The 22,841-nt window shown below is 33.6% G+C and carries 28 protein-coding genes and 1 other annotated feature; of the genes, 4 read left to right on the forward strand and 24 right to left on the reverse strand.

What is annotated here, in order from left to right; translation table 11 throughout:
* Positions 1-137: 137 nt before the first annotated feature.
* The 7 genes from xerD to COI44_RS18750 all read right to left on the reverse strand — a co-directional run bounded on the left by xerD (position 138) and on the right by COI44_RS18750 (position 5,284).
* Positions 138-1,064 carry a site-specific tyrosine recombinase XerD gene (gene xerD, locus COI44_RS18720; protein ID WP_098429286.1) on the reverse strand — a complete coding sequence of 309 codons (927 nt, stop codon included), beginning with the start codon at positions 1,062-1,064 and terminating at the stop codon, positions 138-140.
* Positions 1,065-1,070: 6 nt separating this feature from the next.
* Positions 1,071-1,289: a YqzK family protein gene (locus COI44_RS18725; RefSeq protein WP_056466929.1), complete on the reverse strand. Its 219-nt coding sequence runs from the start codon at positions 1,287-1,289 to the stop codon at positions 1,071-1,073.
* A 202-nt stretch (positions 1,290-1,491) separates the two neighbouring features.
* Positions 1,492-1,941 (reverse strand): ferric iron uptake transcriptional regulator, encoded by a 450-nt coding sequence (gene fur / locus COI44_RS18730; RefSeq protein ID WP_056466931.1) that lies wholly within the window; start codon positions 1,939-1,941, stop codon positions 1,492-1,494.
* Between the two features lie 67 nt (positions 1,942-2,008).
* Entirely contained in the window at positions 2,009-2,656 is a 648-nt protein-coding gene (gene spoIIM, locus COI44_RS18735) for a stage II sporulation protein M (protein WP_098429287.1), read from the reverse strand.
* Positions 2,657-2,921: 265 nt separating this feature from the next.
* Positions 2,922-3,788 carry an alpha/beta fold hydrolase gene (locus tag COI44_RS18740; RefSeq protein WP_179887184.1) on the reverse strand — a complete coding sequence of 289 codons (867 nt, stop codon included), beginning with the start codon at positions 3,786-3,788 and terminating at the stop codon, positions 2,922-2,924.
* Positions 3,789-3,970: 182 nt separating this feature from the next.
* On the reverse strand, positions 3,971-4,660 hold the full coding sequence (locus COI44_RS18745; RefSeq protein WP_098429289.1) for a DUF975 family protein: 690 nt from the start codon (positions 4,658-4,660) through the stop codon (positions 3,971-3,973).
* Positions 4,661-4,738: 78 nt separating this feature from the next.
* The gene (locus COI44_RS18750; RefSeq protein WP_098429290.1) at positions 4,739-5,284 is read right to left on the reverse strand and encodes an NUDIX domain-containing protein; all 546 of its coding nucleotides are present in this window, start codon (positions 5,282-5,284) and stop codon (positions 4,739-4,741) included.
* A gap of 90 nt (positions 5,285-5,374) precedes the next feature.
* On the opposite strand from COI44_RS18750, the gene mciZ reads away from it, so the two are divergent.
* On the forward strand, positions 5,375-5,524 hold the full coding sequence (gene mciZ / locus COI44_RS23935; protein ID WP_129688645.1) for a Z-ring formation inhibitor MciZ: 150 nt from the start codon (positions 5,375-5,377) through the stop codon (positions 5,522-5,524).
* 37 nt (positions 5,525-5,561) lie between these two features.
* A complete protein-coding gene (locus COI44_RS18755; RefSeq protein ID WP_098429291.1) occupies positions 5,562-6,473 on the forward strand; it encodes an aldo/keto reductase in 912 nt (303 codons plus the stop codon).
* A gap of 28 nt (positions 6,474-6,501) precedes the next feature.
* On the opposite strand, the gene COI44_RS18760 is transcribed toward COI44_RS18755, so the two are convergent.
* On the reverse strand, positions 6,502-6,999 hold the full coding sequence (locus tag COI44_RS18760; RefSeq protein WP_098429292.1) for a GrpB family protein: 498 nt from the start codon (positions 6,997-6,999) through the stop codon (positions 6,502-6,504).
* A 364-nt stretch (positions 7,000-7,363) separates the two neighbouring features.
* Here COI44_RS18760 and COI44_RS18765 point away from each other — a divergent pair, with 364 nt between their 5' ends.
* Positions 7,364-7,840, forward strand: a complete 477-nt coding sequence (locus COI44_RS18765) for a MarR family winged helix-turn-helix transcriptional regulator (RefSeq protein ID WP_098429293.1) — start codon at positions 7,364-7,366, stop codon at positions 7,838-7,840.
* Entirely contained in the window at positions 7,840-9,357 is a 1,518-nt protein-coding gene (locus COI44_RS18770; RefSeq protein ID WP_098429294.1) for an MDR family MFS transporter, read from the forward strand. Before COI44_RS18765 ends, COI44_RS18770 begins: the two co-directional genes overlap by 1 nt.
* A 19-nt stretch (positions 9,358-9,376) precedes the next feature.
* Here the strand turns inward: COI44_RS18770 and COI44_RS24280 are convergent, their stop codons facing one another.
* The 16 genes from COI44_RS24280 to COI44_RS24705 all read right to left on the reverse strand — a co-directional run bounded on the left by COI44_RS24280 (position 9,377) and on the right by COI44_RS24705 (position 22,417).
* Entirely contained in the window at positions 9,377-9,553 is a 177-nt protein-coding gene (locus COI44_RS24280; protein ID WP_179887185.1) for a hypothetical protein, read from the reverse strand.
* Between the two features lie 189 nt (positions 9,554-9,742).
* Positions 9,743-9,925 carry a tautomerase family protein gene (locus COI44_RS18775; RefSeq protein WP_098429295.1) on the reverse strand — a complete coding sequence of 61 codons (183 nt, stop codon included), beginning with the start codon at positions 9,923-9,925 and terminating at the stop codon, positions 9,743-9,745.
* A gap of 6 nt (positions 9,926-9,931) precedes the next feature.
* Positions 9,932-10,702, reverse strand: coding sequence for a 2-keto-4-pentenoate hydratase (locus tag COI44_RS18780; RefSeq protein WP_098429296.1), 771 nt, complete (start codon positions 10,700-10,702; stop codon positions 9,932-9,934).
* A gap of 15 nt (positions 10,703-10,717) precedes the next feature.
* Positions 10,718-11,737: a 4-hydroxy-2-oxovalerate aldolase gene (gene dmpG / locus COI44_RS18785; RefSeq protein WP_098429297.1), complete on the reverse strand. Its 1,020-nt coding sequence runs from the start codon at positions 11,735-11,737 to the stop codon at positions 10,718-10,720.
* A gap of 30 nt (positions 11,738-11,767) precedes the next feature.
* On the reverse strand, positions 11,768-12,649 hold the full coding sequence (locus tag COI44_RS18790) for an acetaldehyde dehydrogenase (acetylating) (RefSeq protein WP_098429298.1): 882 nt from the start codon (positions 12,647-12,649) through the stop codon (positions 11,768-11,770).
* 14 nt (positions 12,650-12,663) lie between these two features.
* Positions 12,664-13,446, reverse strand: coding sequence for a 2-keto-4-pentenoate hydratase (locus COI44_RS18795; RefSeq protein ID WP_098429299.1), 783 nt, complete (start codon positions 13,444-13,446; stop codon positions 12,664-12,666).
* A gap of 24 nt (positions 13,447-13,470) precedes the next feature.
* Complete coding sequence (locus COI44_RS18800) at positions 13,471-14,943, reverse strand: aldehyde dehydrogenase (RefSeq protein ID WP_098429300.1); 1,473 nt, start codon at positions 14,941-14,943, stop codon at positions 13,471-13,473.
* A 56-nt stretch (positions 14,944-14,999) separates the two neighbouring features.
* Positions 15,000-15,461: a RidA family protein gene (locus COI44_RS18805; RefSeq protein WP_098429301.1), complete on the reverse strand. Its 462-nt coding sequence runs from the start codon at positions 15,459-15,461 to the stop codon at positions 15,000-15,002.
* A complete protein-coding gene (locus tag COI44_RS18810; RefSeq protein WP_179887186.1) occupies positions 15,430-16,467 on the reverse strand; it encodes an amidohydrolase family protein in 1,038 nt (345 codons plus the stop codon). Before COI44_RS18810 ends, COI44_RS18805 begins: the two co-directional genes overlap by 32 nt.
* Positions 16,452-16,991: a 3-hydroxyanthranilate 3,4-dioxygenase gene (locus COI44_RS18815; RefSeq protein WP_056475668.1), complete on the reverse strand. Its 540-nt coding sequence runs from the start codon at positions 16,989-16,991 to the stop codon at positions 16,452-16,454. Before COI44_RS18815 ends, COI44_RS18810 begins: the two co-directional genes overlap by 16 nt.
* A gap of 52 nt (positions 16,992-17,043) precedes the next feature.
* Entirely contained in the window at positions 17,044-17,790 is a 747-nt protein-coding gene (locus tag COI44_RS18820; protein ID WP_098233825.1) for an IclR family transcriptional regulator, read from the reverse strand.
* Between the two features lie 59 nt (positions 17,791-17,849).
* Positions 17,850-19,349, reverse strand: a complete 1,500-nt coding sequence (locus tag COI44_RS18825) for a 4-hydroxyphenylacetate 3-hydroxylase family protein (protein WP_098429302.1) — start codon at positions 19,347-19,349, stop codon at positions 17,850-17,852.
* Positions 19,350-19,616: 267 nt separating this feature from the next.
* A complete protein-coding gene (locus tag COI44_RS18830) occupies positions 19,617-19,871 on the reverse strand; it encodes a YqkE family protein (RefSeq protein WP_098429303.1) in 255 nt (84 codons plus the stop codon).
* Between the two features lie 180 nt (positions 19,872-20,051).
* Positions 20,052-21,443: an asparagine--tRNA ligase gene (gene asnS / locus COI44_RS18835; RefSeq protein WP_098429304.1), complete on the reverse strand. Its 1,392-nt coding sequence runs from the start codon at positions 21,441-21,443 to the stop codon at positions 20,052-20,054.
* 51 nt (positions 21,444-21,494) lie between these two features.
* Positions 21,495-21,733: a binding site (T-box leader), on the reverse strand.
* A gap of 383 nt (positions 21,734-22,116) precedes the next feature.
* Complete coding sequence (locus COI44_RS24700; RefSeq protein WP_286163989.1) at positions 22,117-22,263, reverse strand: hypothetical protein; 147 nt, start codon at positions 22,261-22,263, stop codon at positions 22,117-22,119.
* A 25-nt stretch (positions 22,264-22,288) separates the two neighbouring features.
* Positions 22,289-22,417 carry a hypothetical protein gene (locus COI44_RS24705; RefSeq protein WP_286163990.1) on the reverse strand — a complete coding sequence of 43 codons (129 nt, stop codon included), beginning with the start codon at positions 22,415-22,417 and terminating at the stop codon, positions 22,289-22,291.
* Between the last annotated feature and the right edge of the window lie 424 nt (positions 22,418-22,841).

Consider the following 22,841-nt stretch of genomic DNA (forward strand, 5'->3'; position numbering starts at 1 on the left):
ATTGATTTTCAGACTGATTGCAAGCGTTGTCTTTCGAGGCGCGAAGCCTGATGAGGAGCGGAGTTACCCTAGACGGTAATGAGCACCGCAGACAGGCGAAGCAACGAAGAAAGCGAGCGTTTGTCAACAGTCTGAAATCAAGCTCTTGGATGAAACTCTTTATAAACATCCTTAAGTCTATTTTTCGTTACATGTGTATAAATTTGAGTTGTAGATATATCTGCATGTCCAAGCATTTCTTGAACTGATCTTAAATCAGCGCCATTTTCTAATAAATGTGTTGCAAATGAATGACGTAAAGTATGCGGTGTTAATTCATGTTGAATATTTGCTTTTTCAGCTTGTTTTTTTAAGTTTTTCCAAAATCCTTGTCTAGACATTCTATTTCCATGATGATTTAAGAAAAATGCATCATTATTTTTTTTACCCTTTAATTCATTTCTTGACAATTTTAAATAATTTTCAATTGATTCAATCGCAAGCTTACCTAAAGGAATAATTCGTTCTTTACTTCCTTTACCTATACATCGCACAAATCCCATTGTTAAATTAATGTCAGATAGATTTAATGATAATAACTCTGACACCCGCATGCCAGTAGCATACAACAATTCTAACATTGCTTTATCTCTTAAGCCAAATGTAGTGTGTTCAGGTACTTCTAATAAAGCCTCTACTTCCTGTAGTGATAAAACCTTTGGAAGTACTTTTGGCGCTTTTGGAATTTCTATTAATAGTGAAGGATCGTCTTTCATCCCATCAACCTCACGAATTAAAAATTGATGAAATGAGCGAATTGTTGCTAGTTGACGAGCCATTGTTCGAGCCGTTAAATCTCTTTCTTTCAAATATTTTAAATAACTAATAATATGTAACCTAGTTATATTTGAGAGACCATTTATATTTTCAACAACGTCCAAATATTTTCCGTAGCTTTCTAAATCCTTACCATATGATAGAATTGTATTTTTAGATAAACCTTTTTCAACTTGGATAAAATGGATAAAATCCTCCGTTGCAAAATCAAATTCTTTTTTAAAAGGTGTTTTATCAGTCGTTGTCACATTTCATTACTCCCCGTTTTGATAAAACCGTACCAATTGGTTAAAAGCACCATCCTTTTTATGAATGTCCACCTTTAACATTGAGCCTTCTGGTCGGTCATATCGATGCATATTTTCATATTCAGAATGAATCCATTGAATAGCAAAATAAAATAAAATTGTACATGTAATGAATAAAATTGTAACTTTTATTACATTAAAAACAATACTTGCTCTTTTTTTCATATGACCACCACCTTTTGCTAGAAGTAAAGACATCATTACTACATACTATGCAAAAATTGGACAAATCATACTTTAAAAAATCAACATTAATCATTCAGTGTCATTTTTAGAACATGAAAAAGAGCAGACTCTTTTTATTGAACTGCTCCGTCTTTTAAGAATCAAAAAATAAAATGATTTTAATTAGATTAAAATCATTTTACTACTCTTCGTTTTGATCATGGCAACGATGACATACACCATGAAATGATAATCGATGATCTTTAATTTTAAAATTCCAACGTTCTTCAACTGTCTTTTCAACTTCACTTAATAGATTTTCATGAATTTCATCTACTGCTCCGCAAACCGTGCAAATTAAATGATGGTGAAAATGTTGTGCACCTTCATGTCTTAAGTCGTATCTTGAAACGCCATCACCAAAATTTATTTTATCAACAATTGTTAACTCAGTTAGTAATTCTAACGTACGATAAACAGTAGCAAGTCCAATTTCTGGCGATTTTTCTTTCACTAGGAGGTAAACATCTTCTGCACTTAGGTGATCTTCTTCGTTTTCTAATAAAACACGAACAGTGGATTCCCGTTGTGGTGTTAATTTGTATCCTGCTAAATGTAGTTGTTTCTTTATTCGTTCAACTCGTTCTTCCATTCTTTTCACTCCCTCGCCACTTGATAATAATTATAACAAAGAAAGAGAAAGTGTCAAAAATTATTTGTTAATTTTTTGAAACAATTATTTCTGAGATGGCTTTTAAAAAATAAGTTGAACCATATGCCTCAATAATACTTGCAATACTTAAGCAAACCGCAACAACACCAAAGACAATAGAATACGAGACTAACTGTTTCATAATTGGTTCATTATCATTTTTAAATTGTTTTCGAATCATTCGAATAGATAGCTGAACTGCTAAAACTGTTAATAGTATATATAATGGTAAAACGATAACATTTTGTGGAAAAACAGAAGAAAATGCTAATAAAATACCATGCCAACCTAATTGATTGACTAAAAATCCAACTGTAAATCCAACTACCAATCCTTTCATAAATAATAAAATAAGAATGATTGGTAATCCGATAATTGAGATCCCTAAAACCCAAATCAATGCTAAAAACTTCAAATGAGAAGAATAGCTAGAAAGGAACACTTCATTTCCGCTAATATAATCTCCATTATTAACTTGTCCAAAAAAATGTGTAATAAAGGATAGTATATCCTGCTTTTGACTCACATTCATACTATTTACGATGACTGCTCCAAATACTACACCAAAAAGTAAGATCACACTAACAAAAATATAGAGTGACAAATAATCTTTAACATGTTTTTTCATCGTTGATTTGACTGAGCTTCTTGTCATGATATCATCTCCTGCACTATATTCTCTCTTCATTTTATGAATGGACAAGTAATTTATTCTATTAATTTATAAAAGTTGAAAATTAATAATAAAGAAAAAGTAGCTCTTTTTCCTATTTTATGGAGAGGAGTGATCATTTCCGTTCCAGGATGCTCGCTTTTTCGTGGGGCGAACATCTGATTGCGAAATTTAATTATTTCAACAAAATTTTTGAAAAAACATAAAAAAGCTGTTTAAGTCAAGCAACGACTAAAACAGCTTTGTTTTAATTTAATAATTCAATTTGTTTTTTTATGATTTGACCGATCGATTTTGCATTTTCTTCATTATTTCCATAAATAGATGAATGTGTGTAACCTTCTAATGTTTGACGGTTTCCTTGATTCGTTGTTTCACAATATTCATTATGATATTTTTCAACTTTATGTAGTAATTCCTTTTTTTTCTTCAGGTTAAGCTGTAAGCCACTTTGATTGGAGGCTGTTAATACTAGTAAAGGAATATTCATTTTTATTTTCAATGCATCCTTTATACGTAAATTACTATAATTTAGGTTCTTCCATTCACTGACAACAGTCTTCCAATGCTTATAGCTTTTAATTGCGCTAATCATTTCGAACTGATTATCTGGGGCATTTTTCATTATTTTATTAATTAGTTTATTAGGAATTGCCTTAGTAAGCCTAAATTGATTCGCACTCTTCATCATTAACGCAAATTGATATAGTAACTTATCATATAATTTCTGCTCATGTTCTTCTAGAGTCGGATGTGTTGGGTCGAGTAAAATCATTGATTGGATAGCATTTGGAAAAAGCCGAGATAATTGGAATACAATATATGCCCCCAGAGAATGCCCTACAGCTATTAATGGACTTTTAATATTTAATGCTAATAAAATATCATAGCATTCAAAAGCTTGTTGCTCTGTTGATCGTTCTGTTGTCCATATTCCACTTTTTCCATAACCTAAGCGATCGTATGTTATAACTTTGGCATATTTACTCAACTCTTCTTGTAAATACTTCCATTGATGAAGAGTATGCATCATTCCACATTCTAAAAGAACTGTGACTTTGCCATCCCCTTTTACTCGAACGTGATATGTGCCAAGCTCACCATTAACAAACAATATTCTCACCTTCATCGTATTTGATTAGTTGTCTTATTGTATTCATTTTTCCTGTTTTCTATTTTATCTTTAATTCTTTAATTTTGGCTTAATAAAAATGCTTTTTTTCAATATAAGCATTAAAAACGTTAAAAAAAGACGTTAAAAAAATTAACGTCTTTAGTCTCAATAGATCATATTATTTAAATTGTTTCTTTTTTTCCTTCGTAAGCTTCTTTTACTTCTTCATAAAATTGTGCTTGAGTTGCAGAAAAATATGGTGCTACATAAAACAAAGCTAGCCCAATAGTAATGATTACTAATAGACCCCAACCGATGAATGAAAGCCATAATAAAAATAATTTCCATTTATACCCATCCATCATTCTTCTACTTAGTGTAATGGCATCTAATGCACCAATTTCTGGATGATCTTTTAAAATATATCCAACTTGTGAATAAGCGATTGATTTAATTATACCAGGTACTATTAATAAAATAAGCCATAGGATTGTAAATAAGGCTACCAAAAATCCAACAATAATTCCTCTTATAAATTGATGTCCAGTTTTAAAATAGAAAAATAAGTCCGATAAATTTTTTTCCTCATCACGAATAAGGTTTAAAAAGTAAACAATTAGTCCAAAACCTAGTAATGTGTTTACAATCCAAGTGATAATATCAATGACTGTTTGCACTCCTGCAGGAATTATCACTTTATCATCCATTGGATCCAAAAATAAATTCCCACTGTAATGGTAATTGACTGGTCCATTAAGAACCATATGAATAAGTCCTTGTACTACCCAAAAAACTACAAGCGTTAAAATCGCTTTTCCCCAATTACCTGATAGACGATTCTTAGCTGTTTTTTTAATTGACGAAATTCTCATCTACTCATCCTCTCAAAAAAAGTCACTTTATTTTACCATGTTTATTACCATATTTTGAGAATTATTTTTAATTTTATTTTAATTTTTTTGTAATAATTGTAAATATTGGACTGCAAAACATGTTTTTGCATCATGAATTGAACCTTTTTTTAACTCATCTAGACACTCGTCCAATGTTAACTCAAAAATTTCAACAAATTCATCTTCGTCTAAAGCAGCACTATTTTCTAATTTCTTTAAACCTTTTGCTACAAATATATGTATGTACTCGTCTGCAAACCCTGGTGAAGTATAAAAAGATTGTATATGCTCCCACTCAGCTGCTTCATACCCAGTCTCTTCTTCTAGCTCTCGTTTAGCGGTTACAAGTGGCTCTTCGCCTTTTTCTAATTTTCCCGCTGGAATTTCTAGAAGACTTCTTTCTAGCGCTTTTCGGTACTGCTCAACAAAAACAATTTTTCCTTCATTTGTAATTGGAATAACAGCCACTGCGCCGGGATGCTTTACGATTTCACGCGTACTTGTATTTCCATTCGGTAATTCTACCTTTTGATGATAGAGAGATATAACTCTTCCTGTGAATACTTTTTCTTCTGCTAGTGTTTTTTCTTCAAATTTTTTCATTTTTTTCATCACCTTGTTCTAATTTATATGGTTGTCACATACATTTTATCATTTATTTCATTAAAATACTTTCTGAAATGAGGTAGTCTGATGAAAATGTGTATGACGGAAAATTCTGTTGTCCTTGTGGGCTCCAAAACAGAAATTTTAAAAACCCTCGAAGTTATTGGTATGCAATATAAAACCGTTCAAGAATGGATTCAAAACTCCAATGGTAAGCTTCTCTATGTTGTAAAATAATTCTCTTTTCCCTACAATTAAATTTGGAGGGATTTATATGAAAAAACGTAAGCTTGGTTCTACTTTATTAGAAATATCTGAAATTGGTTTAGGTTGTATGTCTCTTGGGACAGAAGAAAATGAGGCGATTTCAACTATTCATGCCGCAATCGATGCTGGAATCAATTACTTTGATACAGCTGATTTATATGATTTTGGTAAAAATGAAGAAATCGTTGGAAAAGCTTTAAAAGGTCGTAGAGATCAAGTGGTTATTGCAACGAAAGTCGGAAACCGTTGGAATAATACAAATGATAATAAATGGTATTGGGATCCGTCGAGAGCATATATTAAAGAAGCTGTAAAAGATAGTTTAAGAAGGCTAAATACAGATTATATCGATTATTATCAACTTCACGGTGGGACAATCGAGGATCAATATGAAGAAACTATTTTTACTTTTGATGAACTAGTAAAAGAAGGCTTAATTCGCCATTATGGAATCTCTTCAATTCGTCCGAATGTTATTAATCGATTTGTAAATCATTCATCTATTCAAGGTGTTATGATGCAATATAATGTACTAGAGCGTAGGCCTGAAGAATTCTTTCCGCTTTTCGAAAAACATAATATTTCTGTCATTGCACGCGGTTCCGTAGCAAAAGGGCTATTAACAAGTAAATGGGAAAAGAAACTATCTAACAAGGGCTATATGTCTTACTCAGAACAAGAATGTAATAAAATAATCCAAAAACTTCTCCAACTTCTAGATGAGGAACAATCATTACATAGCTTAGCTTTACAATATGTTCTTTCTCATAAAGCAGTTTCATCGTTAGCTGTTGGAGCTCGAAATAAAGAACAATTACTAGATAATATTAACGCTTACTTTGCAAAACCATTTAATTCACAACAAATCGCCCAAATAAAAGAAATTTCACTTCTTACGAAATATGAGGAACATCGTTAAGCCACTCCTTCCTTCTATGGAAGGAGTGTTATTTCTTCCATTTACTTGCCTTTCGATCGATTTCATCTAAAAATACTTTTCGTCCCCTTTTATATTCTGATTTGTTTTTAGCAAGTTCCTTTTTTAATTTTATATATTCCATTGCTTGATCCGTATGCGCGATCATATATTCCCTAAATGCAATATTTCGTTCAACCGCAGCATTTCCTTTTTCGTATACTTGAATATGGAAGCTACAATTATCATCACATTTGATAAAAAATCTTCTGTCTTGCTTGGATTGATCCCCCAATTGTTCGTAACCTAAGGTATTTAGAACATCATTATACTCATCAAACTTTTTTAAGCATTTTACTACAATCATTAAGTCAATGATTGGCATCGCAAACATATTCGGAATTGAAGTACTCCCTATATGATAAATTGCTGCTTTCTCCGGTAATAATAGATCAATTGCCTTTTTTTCCGACTGAAAATCTTCTTCCCAGGAAGTACGATAAGGTACAAATTCAATATTCTTTTTCACTTTTGAACACCTACACTTTTTTTCATTAACTTCCTTTTATAGCATTCGTTAAAGGACACTTAATTATTGAAAAAATTAATTGGTGAAGTAAGTTCATAAAAATAGATCTGATATCATCGTGACTTTTTACCTATCTCCCAATCCCTAGAAATAACCTATTTCTATTTAAATAACCTAAACCCTTTAACCTAAAACATACTTAAAAAATGTCCAAAAATCATATTTTAATACTAAATTAAATTTTGGTTAAAATACTCACAATTTCTACTTTAATTGGTTTCTTTGAATTATAATTATTTTAGTTACTAAGATATTTAGTTACGTTAACTTTTTATAGTACTTCCTATTTTAAGGAGATAATGAAATGTCAGAAAACCCAATCATTCGAAGTGAATTTATTCCATCTCTGATTATGGAATTTAGAAAATTTAACACTTCAATCGTTCTTTTTAACGAAGGGCTTGCCTCAAACCTTCATTTAAATGCGACTGATTTACGATGTCGAGAATTACTTTGCCACACTGGTCCGATTACAGCTGGAAAGTTATCTCAATTAACACATCTATCTACTGGTGCTATAACAGGGGTTATTGACCGACTTGAAAAAGTCAACTTTGTTGAACGTATTCAAGATCCTAATGATCGTAGACGAGTAATTATTCAACCTGTATATGAACGTGATGATGAATTAGCAGAGCTTTTTAAACCATTATCTGACTCTCTTTCTAATATTTTTAACCAGTATGATGACAAAGAGTTAACACTATTATTTAAATTTTGGAATGATATTAATGAATTGATTCCAAAAGAGACACAGAAATTAAATAAGGGGGAAACTTAATGGTTTCAAAAGACAGTAAGGTTGGCTTTGTCGTAGCAGGTCTATTATTAGGAATGCTCATGGCGGCTATGGATAACACAATTGTTTCAGCTTCGATGCCGACAATTGTTGGAGAACTAGGTGGTTTAGACCAATTTATTTGGGTAACCTCTGCATATTTGGTTGCTACTATGGCAAGTATGCCGATTTTTGGAAAGTTATCTGATATGTATGGGCGTAAACGATTTTATTTATTAGGACTTTTAATTTTCTTAATTGGTTCTGCATTATGTGGAACAGCAAATAGCATTGTTCAATTAAGTGTTTATCGTGCGATACAAGGAATTGGCGGAGGTTCACTAATGCCAATAGCCTTTACAATTATTTTCGATATTTTCCCTCCTGAAAAACGAGGAAAAATGACTGGTTTATTTGGCGCAGTTTTTGGTCTTTCTAGTGTATTTGGACCACTTTTAGGAGCATATATTACAGATCAAATTGATTGGCGTTGGATTTTCTATATCAACTTACCTTTAGGTATTATTTCTTTATATTTAATTTCTCAGTTTTATAAAGAAAATCTGCACCTTAGAAAACTTAAAATCGACTGGTTTGGTGCAATTACACTTGTTGGTTCAGTTGTCAGTTTAATGTTTGCACTTGAACTGGGTGGAAATGAATATGATTGGAATTCCGGTCCAATTATTTCCTTATTTGCCATCTTTACAGTATTGTTTATCGCATTTATTCTAATTGAAAGAAAAGTTGAAGAGCCAATTATCTCATTTAGCTTATTTAAAAAGCAGCTATTTGCGGCAACTCAAGGTGTTGCATTTTTCTACGGTTCTGCTTTTATTATTACGACCGTATTAATTCCACTTTTTGTTCAATCAGTTTATGGTGGTACAGCTACAAATTCTGGTATCATTCTTATTCCGATGATGCTTGGTTCAGTTGTAGGTAGCCAGGTAGCAGGACAATCGGTACGTAAATTTAGTTATAGAAGCATTATGTTAGTTTCAGTTGTTTTATTCTTTATTGGAATGTATTTATTAAGCACATTAGATACTAATACAGCTCGATCAACAGTAACGTTTTACATGATTATCGCTGGACTTGGAATGGGTTGTTCATTCTCACTATTAAGTATGGCAACTCAACACAAAATCGAACCTCAAAAACGAGGCATCGCTACATCAACAAATACTTTCTTTAGAACATTAGGTATGACAATTGGTGTTACTATTTTTGGTACAATTCAAAACCACGTATTTAAAAATAAATTAAGTGATTTACTTGGTAATTTAGGTGGATTTGGAGGAAAAGTTGACTCACGTGCATTATTATCCGCTGATGCTAGAGCTAAAATTCCACCAGAAGTACTTCATAAAATCTCAGAAGCGATGGCCCATTCTGTTGCGACTACATTTAAATGGACACTAATTCCAATTACTTTAGGTTTTATTGCAATTATCTTAATGGGTAAAGAAAAGTTAACTTTTGAAGTAAAAGAAAATAGAGCGAAAAAAGCTCAATAAAAATAAAGCCAAATCCGATTTAAGTTGGATTTGGCTTATTTTTTTCTTCCATTAAATACTTTGAATAATACATTTGGAATACTTTATAAATCTCTATTATTTTATCAATTTCATCACTTAACATTCCTTCTATTTCATTAACTTGTTCACTTTTTAATTCAAATGACTGCAAGCTATTTTCATATTTGTTTAGCATTTCATAAAAAAACGTACAGTCAATTTCACATTGAGAAGCGTCTGAGTAGTGGCCAGATGCTAATAATAATGTATTCCAAGAAAGTTCACCATTTTTAAAACTTAAAAAAATACACGCTAAATGTAGATTATTAAATTTTATATAATAGTCTGGACTTAACGTTTCTAAGTCAGAAAAAAGGGACTTTTTTTACTCATCCTTTGCAACTCCACCAACGGACCAATTTTCTTTTTCGAATTCATTTATTAAAATTCTTACCTGTGTTGGCTGAACATCCAATGTACGACAAACAACTTCATTTATTTCTCTCATTAATTGTTTTTTTAATTCTGGACTTCTACCTTCAATCAGTTGAATTTGGATGATTGGCATAATGTACTACCTCGTTACTTGTAGTGACATTGTCTCGATTCCATCAAAACGTGCTTCTACAATATCGCCTTCTTCAACGTGGATCGCTTCTGTAATACCACCCGTTAAGATAATCATCCCTGGCTCAATTTGTTCACCGTTTTTACTTAGCATCTGCACTAACTTTACGACAGATTCTACAGGATGATCTAGTACATCAGAACTTACTCCACTTTGTACTTTAACGCCATTTTTATATAATTCAACATTAATTTCATCCCAAGAAGTATATGTAGGTGAATATTGTTGTTTACCGATTATAAATTTAGATGAAGATGCATTATCTGCTACTACATCTGTCAGTGTAAATGAGAAATTTTTATATCGACTATCGATTACTTCTAATGCAGGTACAATATACTCAGTTGCTTCCCATACATCTTTTGCTGTTACATCATGTCCAAATAATGGCTTGTTAATCATAAATGCGATTTCTGGCTCAACCCTAGGATGAATTGAACCTTCCATCGTTAATTCATTTTCTTCTAATTCCATCGATTTTGTTAAGCGTCCATAAATCGGCTCATCAACATTAACTGATTTTTGTTTAGCAATACTTGTTAATCCCATTTTCCAACCAATTAATGAATCACCATTTTTAATCGCATTATCAATACTTAATTTTTGAATTTCGTAAGCATTATTAACATTTAATTCTGGATGTTCAATCGTAATTTTATCCATTTCTAGACCGTTTTTTTGGTGCATATATATTTTATTCGCGATTTCAGTTATCATAAAACTCTTCTCCTCTCAAAAAACAGACAATTTTTTATTTGCTAACATACAAGCTACTTCTTGAATCATATCCTCTTGCCCACCGACTACTTTTTGTTTTCCTAATTCAATTAAAATATCTCTTGCATCAACATTCCATTTTTTAGCTGCTCGATTGGCATGTAATAGAAAACTAGAATATACTCCTGCATAGCCTAAAATTAGACTACCTTTTGTAATCTCTTGTGGTGTTTGAAGAATTGGTGCAACGATTTCCTCTGCTAAGTCCATCATCTTATAGAAATCAATTCCTGTCTTGATTCCTAATCGCTCTAATACACCAATTAACACTTCTGTTTGTGTATTTCCCGCACCTGCACCTAAGCAACGTACACTTCCATCAATTCTAGTAGCTCCTTCTTCAATCGCTACTAGTGTATTGGCCATCGCTAGAGAAAGATTATTATGTGCATGGAAACCAACTTCAATATTAAGAGAGCCTCTTAAAGCAGCAATACGTTTTTTTACTTCATGTGGAAGAAACGCTCCTGCAGAGTCAACCATATAGACGACATCCGCACCATAACTTTCCATCAATTTGGCTTGTTCTACTAATTTTTCAACAGGTGCCATATGGGACATCATTAAAAATCCGACAGTTTCTAATCCAAGCTCTTTCGACATAGAAATATGTTGTTTTGAAACATCAGCTTCAGTAACATGGGTAGCTATACGAGCCATTTTTGCTCCGATTTTTGCTGCCGTTTTTAATTCTTTTACTGTTCCAATACCAGGTAATAGTAAGACAGCAATCTTTGAGTGATTACATGAATTAACCGCTGCTTCAATCAATTCAAATTCATTTGTTGTTGATAAACCATATTGTAATGAAGAACCACCTAAACCATCTCCATGAGATACTTCAATAAAAGGCATTTTTGCATCATCAAGAGCCTTCGCAATTCGAACAACTTGATCTACTGTATATGAATGTGCAATTGCATGACTTCCATCTCGAAGTGCTACTTCAGTTACAATGACTTCTTTTCCAAACATTGCACTCCCTCACTTTCTTTAGGCACTTTTTTAAACAGTTTTTACAACTTCATATTGTGCTATCTCTTCTGCTACTTTTACTGCTGATGCAGTCATAATATCTAAGTTTCCTGCATAGCTAGGTAAGTAGTCACCTGATCCTTGAACTTCTAAATAAACAGTTATAGTTGAACCATCTATAATTGGATCCATTCTTAAACGATATCCTGGCACATAAGCTTGAACCTTTTTCACCATTTGTTTAACGGAATGAATCATGCTTTGATGGTTAAAATCTTCATTCGTAACTTTACAATAAACTGTATCTCTCATCATAATTGGCGGTTCTGCCGGATTTAAAATAATGATCGCTTTTCCTTTTTTAGCTCCACCAATTTCCTCAAGTCCTCGAGCCGTTGTAACAGTAAACTCATCGATATTAGCACGTGTACCAGGACCTGCACTTTTAGAGCTAATTGTAGCAACGATTTCTGCGTACTCAACTTCTGCAATTTGACCTACCGCATGAACGATTGGGATCGTTGCTTGCCCACCACATGTTATTAAATTGACATTGCTTTCGATTATATGTGAACCTAAATTTACAGGTGGTACGACAAATGGTCCAATTGCCGCTGGCGTTAAATCAATCACGCGCTTCTTTAATTCACCAAGTACTTTTGCATGATGAAAATGAGCCTTTGCAGAAGTTGCATCAAACAATAAATCAGCCAGTTCTTTTCGTTCAATGAATCCTTGAATACCATTATCGATTACTTCAATCCCTAATTCCTTAGCACGGTTTAATCCATCAGATTCTGGATCAATTCCGACCATCGTTGTTAATTCTAGAAATGGATTATTCTGTAATTTCATCATTAAATCTGTTCCAATATTCCCCGAACCAATGATTCCGACTTTTAATTTATTCATAATTACCACCTCATTTATTTAAATGAAATCGAGACGTCACCTAATAATGGAAACTTCGCAGTAAATAGGTCCCCAGCATTTGCATTAATTGCAGCTGATAAAGCTCCTGATAAAATAATTTCTCCTGCATTTAGCGAGATTCCAAATTCACTTAATTTATTTGCTAACCATGCTACACAATGAATTGGGTTTCCTAACACTGCTTCTCCCTTGCCTGAATTCATCAATTCTTCGTTACGATATAATTCCATCGTAACATTCGGTAAGTCAATTTCTTTTACATCGAAGCGCTCATTGCCAAGAACAAATAAGCATGATGATGCGTTATCGGCTACTGTATCCACTAATCGAATTTTCCAATTTTCGATTCTACTATCAACAACCTCTAATGCAGGTACAATATAATCTGTTGCATTAACTACATCCTCAAATGTAATATTTGGACCGATTAAATCCTTTTTTAAGACAAAAGCAATTTCAGCTTCTACTTTTGGTAAAATCAAATTTGAAACTTGAACTTCACCGAAATTAGGAATATTCATATCTGTTAGTAAGTGACCGTAATCTGGTTCATCTACCCCTAATAACTCCTGCATGGCAATCGAAGTTAATCCAATTTTTTTTCCGATAATTTTTTGCCCTTTTTTCAATTTTTCTTCGACATTCGTTAATTGAATTTGATAGGCTTCCCTTTCAGTTAAACCAGGAAAAATCTCAGTTAAAGCTTTTATACTAACTCCACTCTCTTCTGCTTCTTGTAGCAGAATCGTAAGCTCGTCTACACTAGTAATCTTCACTTTCTTTAGCCCCCTTTTTAATTCTTATAATTTAATCGTGATATTCGATAATTCACTATAAAACTCAAAGCTATGAATTCCACCTTCACGACCTAAACCGCTTTGCTTCATACCCCCAAATGGTGTACGTAAATCTCTTAAATACCAAGTGTTTACCCAAATAATTCCAGCCTCAATTTGATGAGCAACACGGTGGGCTCTGCGTAAATCATTTGTCCAAATTGTAGCTCCTAAACCATAATGAGTGTCATTTGCCCATTCAATCACTTCTTCTTCTGAATCGAAAGGCATAACTGTTACGACTGGACCAAATATTTCTTCTCTTACACATCTAGAATCACGACTTAGTCCAGTAATGATTGTTGGTGTGATAAAGCATCCTTTTTCAATTGATGCTGGTCTACTGCCACCCGTTAAAATAGTTCCGCCTTCTTCTTTTGCAATTTCGATATAAGATAATACTTTTTCGTAATGTTCTTTACTAATTACCGCACCGACTTTTGTACCTTCTTCAAACGGATCGCCAATTTTTAATTCCTTTGTTTTTGCGACAAATTTATCAATAAATTCATCAAAGATTGATCTCTGAACATAAATTCTAGATCCACATAAACAAACTTCTCCTTGATTCATAAAAGATGATTTTAAAGTTGTTTCAATCACTTCGTCTAAATCAGAATCAGCAAAGATAATGTTTGGATTTTTTCCACCAAGCTCAAACGATAATTTTTTTAACGTTGGAGCTGCCGCCTTCATAATTGCTGAACCTGTTTTTGTTTCACCAGTAAATGTGATGGCATCAACATCGCTGTGTTCTGTTAGAGCTGAGCCTGCCGCATTTGCTCCAAATCCGTGTACTACATTCACAACACCGTCAGGTACGCCTGCATCTTTACAAATTTCAGCTAAAACTGTAGCTGTCATTGGTGTCCATTCTGCGGGCTTCATAACCGCTGTATTGCCAGCCGCTAAACAAGGTGCAAGCTTCCATGTTAAAAGTAGTAAAGGTAGATTCCATGGGTTAATCATTCCTACGACACCAACAGGTCTACGATATGTATAATGTAAGGCAGTTTGGTCTTGCATATGAGATTCAGAGCTTAACGTTTTAATATAATCAGCGAAAAAATAAAAATTGTGAGCCGATCTAGTAATATCAACTTCTAAAGCAAGATCATATGGCTTTCCAGTGTCCATTGCCTCTAAAGCTGCTAATTCTTCTTTTCGAGCTAATATTCCGTCGCCAATTTTTCTTAATACTGCCGCTCTTTGATTGCTAGTAAATTGTTTCCACTCACCCTTTACCGCTCGTTTTGCTGCCTTTACTGCCAAATCAATTTCTAACTCGCCACCTTCAGAAACAGAACCTAATACTTCTTCAGTCGCAGGATTAATATTTAAAAATGTTTTTTGATTAAAAGAAGGAATATATTGTCCATCAATAAAATGCTTACAATCAATCGGTAATGTTTTATTTTTCTTCTCTGTAACTTGCATAATAGGCACCTACCATTCTAATAGAATAAAAGGTGACACGAGTGTCACCAAATTTTTCAATCCTCTATTTCTACAACCATTTCAATTTCGATCGCTGTATTATGTGGAAGCTGTGCCATCCCAACAGCTGATCTAGCATGTTTTCCTCTTTCACCAAACACTTCTACTAAAAGGTCAGAAGCTCCGTTCATCACTTTCGGATGATCATAGAAATCTTCTGTACTATTTACAAAGCCTAAGATTTTGACAATTCGTTTTACTTTCGAAAGTTCACCTAATTCATACTTTAATACACTAATTAAATTTAACATTGACTCTTTGGAAGCAGCATATCCCTCCTCTAGCGTCAACTCTCGTCCAACTTTGCCATGGTATTCATCTACACCTTGACCAGATGTAAATAGTAAATTACCTGTACGAACAGACTTTACATAATTACCTGAAGCCGGTCTTATTGGTTTAAGTGCATAACCTAAACTGATTAATCTATCTTCTGGAGTCAATACTTTGTTTTCCATGAACTAAATCTGCCTCCTTAATATTTAAAAATTTCAGGGCATTTTTTCCTAAAATCGCTTCTTTCATTTCTTTATTAATATCCATTTGATTAATCACTCTTCCAGGTGGCGTTTCTCTTAATAAGAAAGGATAATCCGAGCCCATTACAATTTTGTCATAACCAAATCGGTTAATTAAAAATTGAATATTAATAGGATCATAGTGAAGAGAATCAAAATAGAAATTACTTACATAATGACTTGGTGGATAGGCAGTTTTGCGCAAATGAGGCCAAACCTTCCATCCTTGATCTAATCTAGGTAGAATAAATGGGAATGAACCTCCGCCATGTGCAAAACAAATCTTTAATTTTGGATATTTTTCAATCACTCCACCAAATGTTAAGCTAGCAGCAGCTAAAGCTGTTTCACTCGGCATTCCAACCGTGTACATAAAGTTATGATCGGGTGTACGATCCTTCGCTAATGTTTCCCACGGATGAATAAACAATGGGACATTCCATTTTTCAGCCATTTCAAAAAATGGACTAAACTCGTCACTGTCTAAATTTGTTCCATTTACATTTGTACCAATTTCCAGTCCACTTAATCCAAGTGTATGAATACAGCGATCCATTTCCCTAATAGCTATTTCAGCGTTCTGCATTGGTACTGTCCCTAATCCAATAAACTTTGAAGGATTCTTTTTAACTGTATTTGCAATGAAATCATTTTGAATTTGAGCCATTTCCAATGCAGCTGGAGCTGGTGCCCAATACGAAAAGGTAACTGGAATTGGAGATAGCACTTGCATTGTTACATCTTCATTATTCATATCCTCAATTCTTTTTTCAGGACTCCAAACTTGATCAGTTACTTCCCTAAATACTTTTCCAGCAACCATAATATTGGCACCGCATGAACATGTTGGTTGTAAAATTGGCCATCTTTCATGACCGTATTTTTCAAAAAAATTCGGTAAATCCTCAGGAATTATGTGTGTATGAAAGTCTATACGCATACCCATTCATCCGCTTCCTCTTTCATGACATGACCACAGTTTTTACATGTTCTTAATTCAAGGCTAGCATTAAATTGTTCAATCGCTTCTTTTACTTGCGTACCAATATCCGTTAATTGAACTGTCGTTTTATGCATCTCTTCATTACACTCATCACAGAACCAAACAAAGCTTTCTAATTCACCTTCTGCTCTTTTTCGTTCAAGCACAATTCCATATGAATCTTTTACTCTATGAGGTGAATGTGGAACAAAAGAAGGAAGCATAAAAATTTCACCTTCTCCAACTGTTACAACTTCACGCTTACCATCCGGTGTAATACATTCAACATAGCAATTGCCTTTAATTTGATAGAAAAATTCATCTGCAGGATCAATATGGAAGTCTCTACGTTTATTTGGTCCTCCAATAATCATTGCGGCATACTCTGAATCTTCCCAAATAACTTTATTATTAACTGGTGGTTTTAATAGCTCTTTATTATCCTCAATCAATTTGAAAATATTAAAAACTCGACTTTTAAGATTCATCTCTAATCCTCCAATTAATTTATTTTTATTTGAACTTAAGTAAGCGCTATCATTATGCATTAATATAACCAAGCTGATTTGAGACTGTTTTAGCAGTTTTCACAACATCCTGAATCATTCGACCAATGTCTTGGCTCATCATATACGAAACAGGTCCAACCATATTTAATGCTGCAAAAGTTTGACCAGTATATGTTTGAATTGGCGCTGCAATTCCGAATAATCCTAGATCATTTTCATTGTTGCTAATGCTATAGCCATTCTCTTTAATCGCAGTCATTTCTTTTTTTAATGCATCAATAGTCGTAATTGTATTTGTTGTATAAGCTTTAAAGCCTTTTTCAATCGTTGTTTTTAGGTATGCTGGATTATATGATAGTAGAATTTTACCAGTACTCGTACAATATGCAGGCCGTTTAGCTCCTATAAATGTTGGGACAGGTATCGAATGTTTAGAGGAAACTTTTAAGACAAATCTTACGTCCCCTTTATCAAACATTCCGATATGAACGGTACTATCATAATTTTTCAGTAGATTTTCTAATAATGGAATGGCTTCACTATATATGTCTTGTTGATACATAACGTGATTACTCCATTCAAGCAGCTTCCAACCAAGTCGATACTTTTTCTTACTATCCTGAATTAAAATCCCTTCAGCACAAAGAGTTCGAACTAAATGATGGACCGAGCTTGCATTCATATTTAACTTTTCAGCTATTTCTAAATTTCCTAGGACTGGTTCTTCTTCTGTAAAGCAATCTAATATTCTAGAAATCTTTTGAACTGAAGAGATCATTAGATCCCCTCCTCTTTGATGCTAAAAAATCTCATAAAATCCCTGCTTTCTAAAATTAATCAGTTAACTTTAGAATTCGCTAGATTAGTCGATACTCCTTTTAAGTTTTTTGCTCCGTTTAATGCATCGTCCACCATACTAAACGTTTTCTTACGTTTCATTTGGTTATAGTAAATGGCTCTTTTTCGAATTGGGTCACCCGTATAATATCTTTCATATTGAAGTGCTCTTTGTCCAAAAGCTTCTCCACATAAATCCCATGCAAGTTTGAATAATTGAACTCGGTCTAAAGAGGATACACCTTCACGTCCAACATAGTATTTATCCATAGCATCTCTTAGCTCAGGATGTTCAAAGTCTGCTTCTGTTGGTGACATTAATAAGCCACCTGCACCAATTGTTTGAATCACTTCAATTGCTCTTGGGTACATAGTTGGAAGCAAGCCACGAATCGTCTCAAGTGGTTCCCATGCCGGTCTTACTTCGCCTGAAGGTAATGTCTCATACTCTATTTCGGAAACTCGAAGTAAAGCACGAATTGTTTCAACTGATTGTAGTAATTCACCTAAGTCATTTTGGACATTTAAATAAACATCTACTCCAATTGAATCAGCTAACCTGCATGCTACCTCTACTGCAAAAGCTAATTTTACGTAGCCTCTTACGCCAGACTGGTGAGCAGGCTGTTGTGCAATACCTGTTTTTGGATATAGATTATTTGCAGCTTCAACATTATTATGAATAAACACACGATTCCAAGGAATTACTACATCCTCAAATACAAGGACAGCATCCATCTCTTCGAATCTAGATGCTAATGGATGATCAAAAAATGATCTTTTACCATCTTGCATTTGCTCTCTACATAAAATCTTTAATCCCGGCGTGTCAATCGGAAGTGCAAATGCTAAAGCATATCGCTCATCACCTTCGTGGAATCCAGGGAATGAATAAATAATGACTTCATCTGTAATTGGTGCTAATGTTGCAAGCATTTTAGCCCCTCTAACGACTAATCCATCAACCGTTTCTTCAACAGCACCTAAATGAGTAAATAAATCTTTTTGTTCATAAGATGGCTTGCTACGATCATTTTGTGGGTTAATAATTGCGTGCGTTAAGAAGATGTCGTTATCACGAACAAATTTGAAATAATTTTGGACATTTTTTGACCACTCTGGATTATATTTATCTAAAAACCATGAATTACTTGCCATTGAAGTTAAAACAATGTTCAAGAAATCTGGTGTTCTTCCCATTAAACCAAATGTTGATTTTGCATATGCTTCGAACAAATCTCCACGCTTTTTAATATCTTCAGATGACTTAGGCACTAAAAATGCATTAGAAATTCGCTCACCAGTTTCATCACAAATATGTGTGATTTTGTCTTGATAAGCTGGATCGAACTGCATATCATATAATTTTGCAATCTCTAGAATCGGTTGTTTGAAAACTGGATGGTTTACGATATCTTCTACTTTTTCTCCACCTAGCCATACTTCTGGCTTCCTAGATCTTAGTCCATCAATATATTGCGCTCCTGTACGAATACCCATTTAATAATTCCTCCACTCCGATATGTAATTTTTTTAACATTAGTTTTTTAAATCGAATTCGGAAAATTTTTAAAGCGCTTTCAAAAAGAATAATTTCACGATCTTAAATTATTTACACCACCTACTACTTTTTTGTTTAACTTAATTCCACTATAAAAAATTATAAAATTTTGAACAATCAAAAAATTTCACAATGTGAAATTCCTTATAAAAAAATGATTAAATTAATTTTTTACACGTGCAAAAAAATAAGACGCCATTAGCGTCTTATTTAAAGTCCTTCCAAGAGATATTACTCTCGTTTAATAACTCTTCGAATGATTTATTTTTCTCACGTAATCTCTTTTCTTCACGAATACGTGCTTCTTCTTCTTCTTTTATCTTCGTTTCATTTTCTTGCAATTGTTTTTTTGTATTTTTTAATTTTTGAAGAATTTCTTCATTCATTAATGATCCTAATGATATTTTTTCTTTCTGTTCGTACGCCGGTTTTACAGGCTGCTGTGGTTTTCTTTTTTTCATTTTATATCACCTTCCATTTCCATTATTTTATCATTAATTTATAGTAGAAAGAGAAGTATTTCATCTTTGCTTATATTATAAAACTACTATTTCTCTTTTTTCAAATGCTAAAACTCATATTCTTTTGGTTCTTCATAAAAACAATAGGATGCCGCAGCATCCTATTGTTCATATTTCTATTTAAAAATCTGCATTTCCTGGTGTACGTGGGAATGGTATTACGTCACGGATGTTTTTCATTCCTGTTAAATACATAACAAGTCGTTCAAATCCAATTCCATAACCAGAATGTTTTGTACCGCCGTATTTTCTAAGCTCCAAATACCACCAGTAGTCTTCTTCATTCATACCAAGTTCTTTGATTCGCTCTACAAGGACGTCTTCTCTTTCTTCACGTTGACTTCCTCCGATTAATTCGCCAATACCAGGAACTAATAAGTCTGTCGCAGCTACTGTCTTGCCATCCTCATTCGCTCTCATATAAAATGCTTTAATTTCTTTCGGATAGTCAGTTACGTATACAGGACGCTTGTAAATTTCCTCACTTAAGTAACGTTCATGTTCAGTTTGTAAATCTGTTCCCCATTCAACTGGGTAGTCAAACTTTTTACCAGAGTTCTGTAATAATTCAACAGCTTCAGTATAAGTAACTCTACCAAAGTCAGATTCTAATGCATTCTTTAATCTTTCAATGAGTGTTTTATCAATAAAACTATTAAAGAATTCCATTTCTTCAGGTGCCTGTTCAAATACATAATTAATTACAAACTTAACCATGTCTTCACCAAGATCCATAATATCTGGTAGTTCTGCAAAAGCAACTTCCGGCTCAATCATCCAAAATTCTGCGGCATGTCGTGCAGTATTTGAATTTTCCGCTCTAAAAGTCGGACCGAATGTATACACATTACGGAAAGCAAGGGCATAAGCTTCACCATTTAATTGGCCACTTACAGTTAAGTTAGTTTCTTTACCGAAGAAATCCGCGCCGTCATCCACTTTTCCGCCTTCAGCTTTTGGAACTTGGTTCAGATCCATTGTAGTCACACGGAACATCTCTCCTGCGCCTTCTGTATCACTTCCAGTAATAATCGGTGTATGTACATATACATATCCTTTTTCTTGGAAGAATTTATGAATGGCATATGATGCAAGTGATCTTACTCTGAAAACCGCTGAATATGCATTCGTTCTTGGACGTAAATGTGCAATTGTTCTTAAATATTCAAGAGAATGTCTCTTTTTTTGTAATGGATAATCTGTATCAGATAATCCTTCAATCACAATTTTTGTCGCTTTAATTTCAAAAGGTTGTTTCATTTCCGGAGTTGGAATAAATTCACCTTCTATTAATACAGTAGAGCTAATCGGTAACTTCGTAATTTCTTTGAAATTATCAAGATTGTCCTCAAATACTATTTGCACACTCTTAAAGAATGTACCGTCGTTTAACTCCATAAAACCAATTGTTTTAGAATCACGCAGAGTACGAATCCATCCTGAAATTTGAACGGTTTTGTCTTTAAAATTTTCTTGATTTCTGTATAAATCTTTTACTACAGTCTTTATCATAATTAGCCTCCTTATGTTAATTTTCCAATAAAAAAAGCCTTCTATCCCTATAAAAGGGACGAAAGACTAACTTCCGCGGTACCACCCAAATTGTCATAATATGACCAACTTTAAAGCTAACACTGCTTATCCCAGTTAATAACGTGCTGGTAACGTCTAAGCCTACTTAAGAGATCCCGTTCGGTTAGAACTCAAAGGTGTTCTTCATTCATGCTTCATCACTAGGCTTCCACCGTCCCTAGCTCGCTATCGAATATAGCAAAAACTACTTTCCTTTTCATCGATTTAAAATATGTAGTTTTTAAAGGAATTTTTCTTGTATAATTTATCATAAATCATAATCTCTTGTCTAGTTGTCCCCAAAAATATATTCATTGGAATCTCTGCTTTTAAACACTTTAACCTAATTGAATCTATTTAATACACAACATTTTCCACTTAGAGCCTTTACAAACCCATTCTTAAAAAGTGCAAATTAAAAAATGATCGACCAATTAGTCCATCATTTTACTGTGTAAACAAAGTCCTTAAAAACTGGTTATCAGACTGATTGCAAGCGCTTGTATTTTGAGGCGCGAAGCCTGATTAGGAGCGGAGTTACCCTAAACGGTAATGAGCACCGCTCAGCAGGTCAAGCAACTAAGAAAGCGGGCGTTTTTGGGGCAGTCTGAGACTATAAACTACCTAAAATCATAAAATCTACAAGAACCCCACTAACGGGATTTTCTGAACCTAATACACTAATTCCTAGAACGGTTCCACCACTAATATTCGTTACATTAGCAGATACATATTTTCCAACAACATTCTTCTCTCGCATTTGCACTCTCGCTCTTGCAATTATATTAACGTTTGTAGAATAGACACCTTGCCACTGCATAGTCGATCGCTGTTAACAATGGATTACCAGTGGCTAACCCATTGTCTGTAAAATAAAGTGTTGCTACACCATTTGTATCATGTAGCTTGTCCATACACAATTCGCTTTACTTTTTTAGGATGCGATTCTCCTGCTTTCAACACTTGAAAAGCTGTTGGCGATAGTGAAAAAAATTCAACGCTCATATCAATTCCCCTTGTAATAATTTGATATCTATTACAAAAACAAAATTTGCTGATTTTTATATCTTTCAAAGAAACACAGTTAGTAAAAAGAATGATTGTCCAAAGTATATTACTATTCTATGTTTAGTTTTTTTTGTTTGTTACTTTCTTTTCCCTTTTTACTTCCTCATGAACATCTCATGAGGAACCAATACTCCATCTTTTCCCTTTTTACTTCCTCATGAACACCTTATGAGGAACCAAAACTCTATCTTTTCCCTTTTTACTTCCTCATGAACACCTCATGAGGAACCAATACTCCATCTTTTCCCTTTTTACTTCCTCATGAACGCC

Source organism: Bacillus sp. AFS088145 (assembly GCF_002564465.1).
Classification (GTDB): Bacteria; Bacillota; Bacilli; order Bacillales; family Bacillaceae_G; genus Gottfriedia.

What these genes read in the sequence shown, in the direction of transcription:
- COI44_RS18725 (WP_056466929.1), bottom strand. Translation starts at nt 1,289, where the DNA reads ATGAAAAAAAGAGCAAGTATTGTTTTTAATGTAATAAAAGTTACAATT.
- fur (WP_056466931.1), bottom strand. Translation starts at nt 1,941, where the DNA reads ATGGAAGAACGAGTTGAACGAATAAAGAAACAACTACATTTAGCAGGA.
- spoIIM (WP_098429287.1), bottom strand. Translation starts at nt 2,656, where the DNA reads ATGACAAGAAGCTCAGTCAAATCAACGATGAAAAAACATGTTAAAGAT.
- COI44_RS18745 (WP_098429289.1), bottom strand. Translation starts at nt 4,660, where the DNA reads ATGAGAATTTCGTCAATTAAAAAAACAGCTAAGAATCGTCTATCAGGT.
- COI44_RS18750 (WP_098429290.1), bottom strand. Translation starts at nt 5,284, where the DNA reads ATGAAAAAATTTGAAGAAAAAACACTAGCAGAAGAAAAAGTATTCACA.
- mciZ (WP_129688645.1), top strand. Translation starts at nt 5,375, where the DNA reads ATGAAAATGTGTATGACGGAAAATTCTGTTGTCCTTGTGGGCTCCAAA.
- COI44_RS18755 (WP_098429291.1), top strand. Translation starts at nt 5,562, where the DNA reads ATGAAAAAACGTAAGCTTGGTTCTACTTTATTAGAAATATCTGAAATT.
- COI44_RS18765 (WP_098429293.1), top strand. Translation starts at nt 7,364, where the DNA reads ATGTCAGAAAACCCAATCATTCGAAGTGAATTTATTCCATCTCTGATT.
- COI44_RS18770 (WP_098429294.1), top strand. Translation starts at nt 7,840, where the DNA reads ATGGTTTCAAAAGACAGTAAGGTTGGCTTTGTCGTAGCAGGTCTATTA.
- COI44_RS24280 (WP_179887185.1), bottom strand. Translation starts at nt 9,553, where the DNA reads ATGCTAAACAAATATGAAAATAGCTTGCAGTCATTTGAATTAAAAAGT.
- COI44_RS18775 (WP_098429295.1), bottom strand. Translation starts at nt 9,925, where the DNA reads ATGCCAATCATCCAAATTCAACTGATTGAAGGTAGAAGTCCAGAATTA.
- COI44_RS18780 (WP_098429296.1), bottom strand. Translation starts at nt 10,702, where the DNA reads ATGATAACTGAAATCGCGAATAAAATATATATGCACCAAAAAAACGGT.
- dmpG (WP_098429297.1), bottom strand. Translation starts at nt 11,737, where the DNA reads ATGTTTGGAAAAGAAGTCATTGTAACTGAAGTAGCACTTCGAGATGGA.
- COI44_RS18790 (WP_098429298.1), bottom strand. Translation starts at nt 12,649, where the DNA reads ATGAATAAATTAAAAGTCGGAATCATTGGTTCGGGGAATATTGGAACA.
- COI44_RS18800 (WP_098429300.1), bottom strand. Translation starts at nt 14,943, where the DNA reads ATGCAAGTTACAGAGAAGAAAAATAAAACATTACCGATTGATTGTAAG.
- COI44_RS18805 (WP_098429301.1), bottom strand. Translation starts at nt 15,461, where the DNA reads ATGGAAAACAAAGTATTGACTCCAGAAGATAGATTAATCAGTTTAGGT.
- COI44_RS18810 (WP_179887186.1), bottom strand. Translation starts at nt 16,467, where the DNA reads ATGGGTATGCGTATAGACTTTCATACACACATAATTCCTGAGGATTTA.
- COI44_RS18815 (WP_056475668.1), bottom strand. Translation starts at nt 16,991, where the DNA reads ATGAATCTTAAAAGTCGAGTTTTTAATATTTTCAAATTGATTGAGGAT.
- COI44_RS18820 (WP_098233825.1), bottom strand. Translation starts at nt 17,790, where the DNA reads ATGATCTCTTCAGTTCAAAAGATTTCTAGAATATTAGATTGCTTTACA.
- COI44_RS18825 (WP_098429302.1), bottom strand. Translation starts at nt 19,349, where the DNA reads ATGGGTATTCGTACAGGAGCGCAATATATTGATGGACTAAGATCTAGG.
- COI44_RS18830 (WP_098429303.1), bottom strand. Translation starts at nt 19,871, where the DNA reads ATGAAAAAAAGAAAACCACAGCAGCCTGTAAAACCGGCGTACGAACAG.
- asnS (WP_098429304.1), bottom strand. Translation starts at nt 21,443, where the DNA reads ATGATAAAGACTGTAGTAAAAGATTTATACAGAAATCAAGAAAATTTT.
- COI44_RS24700 (WP_286163989.1), bottom strand. Translation starts at nt 22,263, where the DNA reads ATGCGAGAGAAGAATGTTGTTGGAAAATATGTATCTGCTAATGTAACG.
- COI44_RS24705 (WP_286163990.1), bottom strand. Translation starts at nt 22,417, where the DNA reads ATGGACAAGCTACATGATACAAATGGTGTAGCAACACTTTATTTTACA.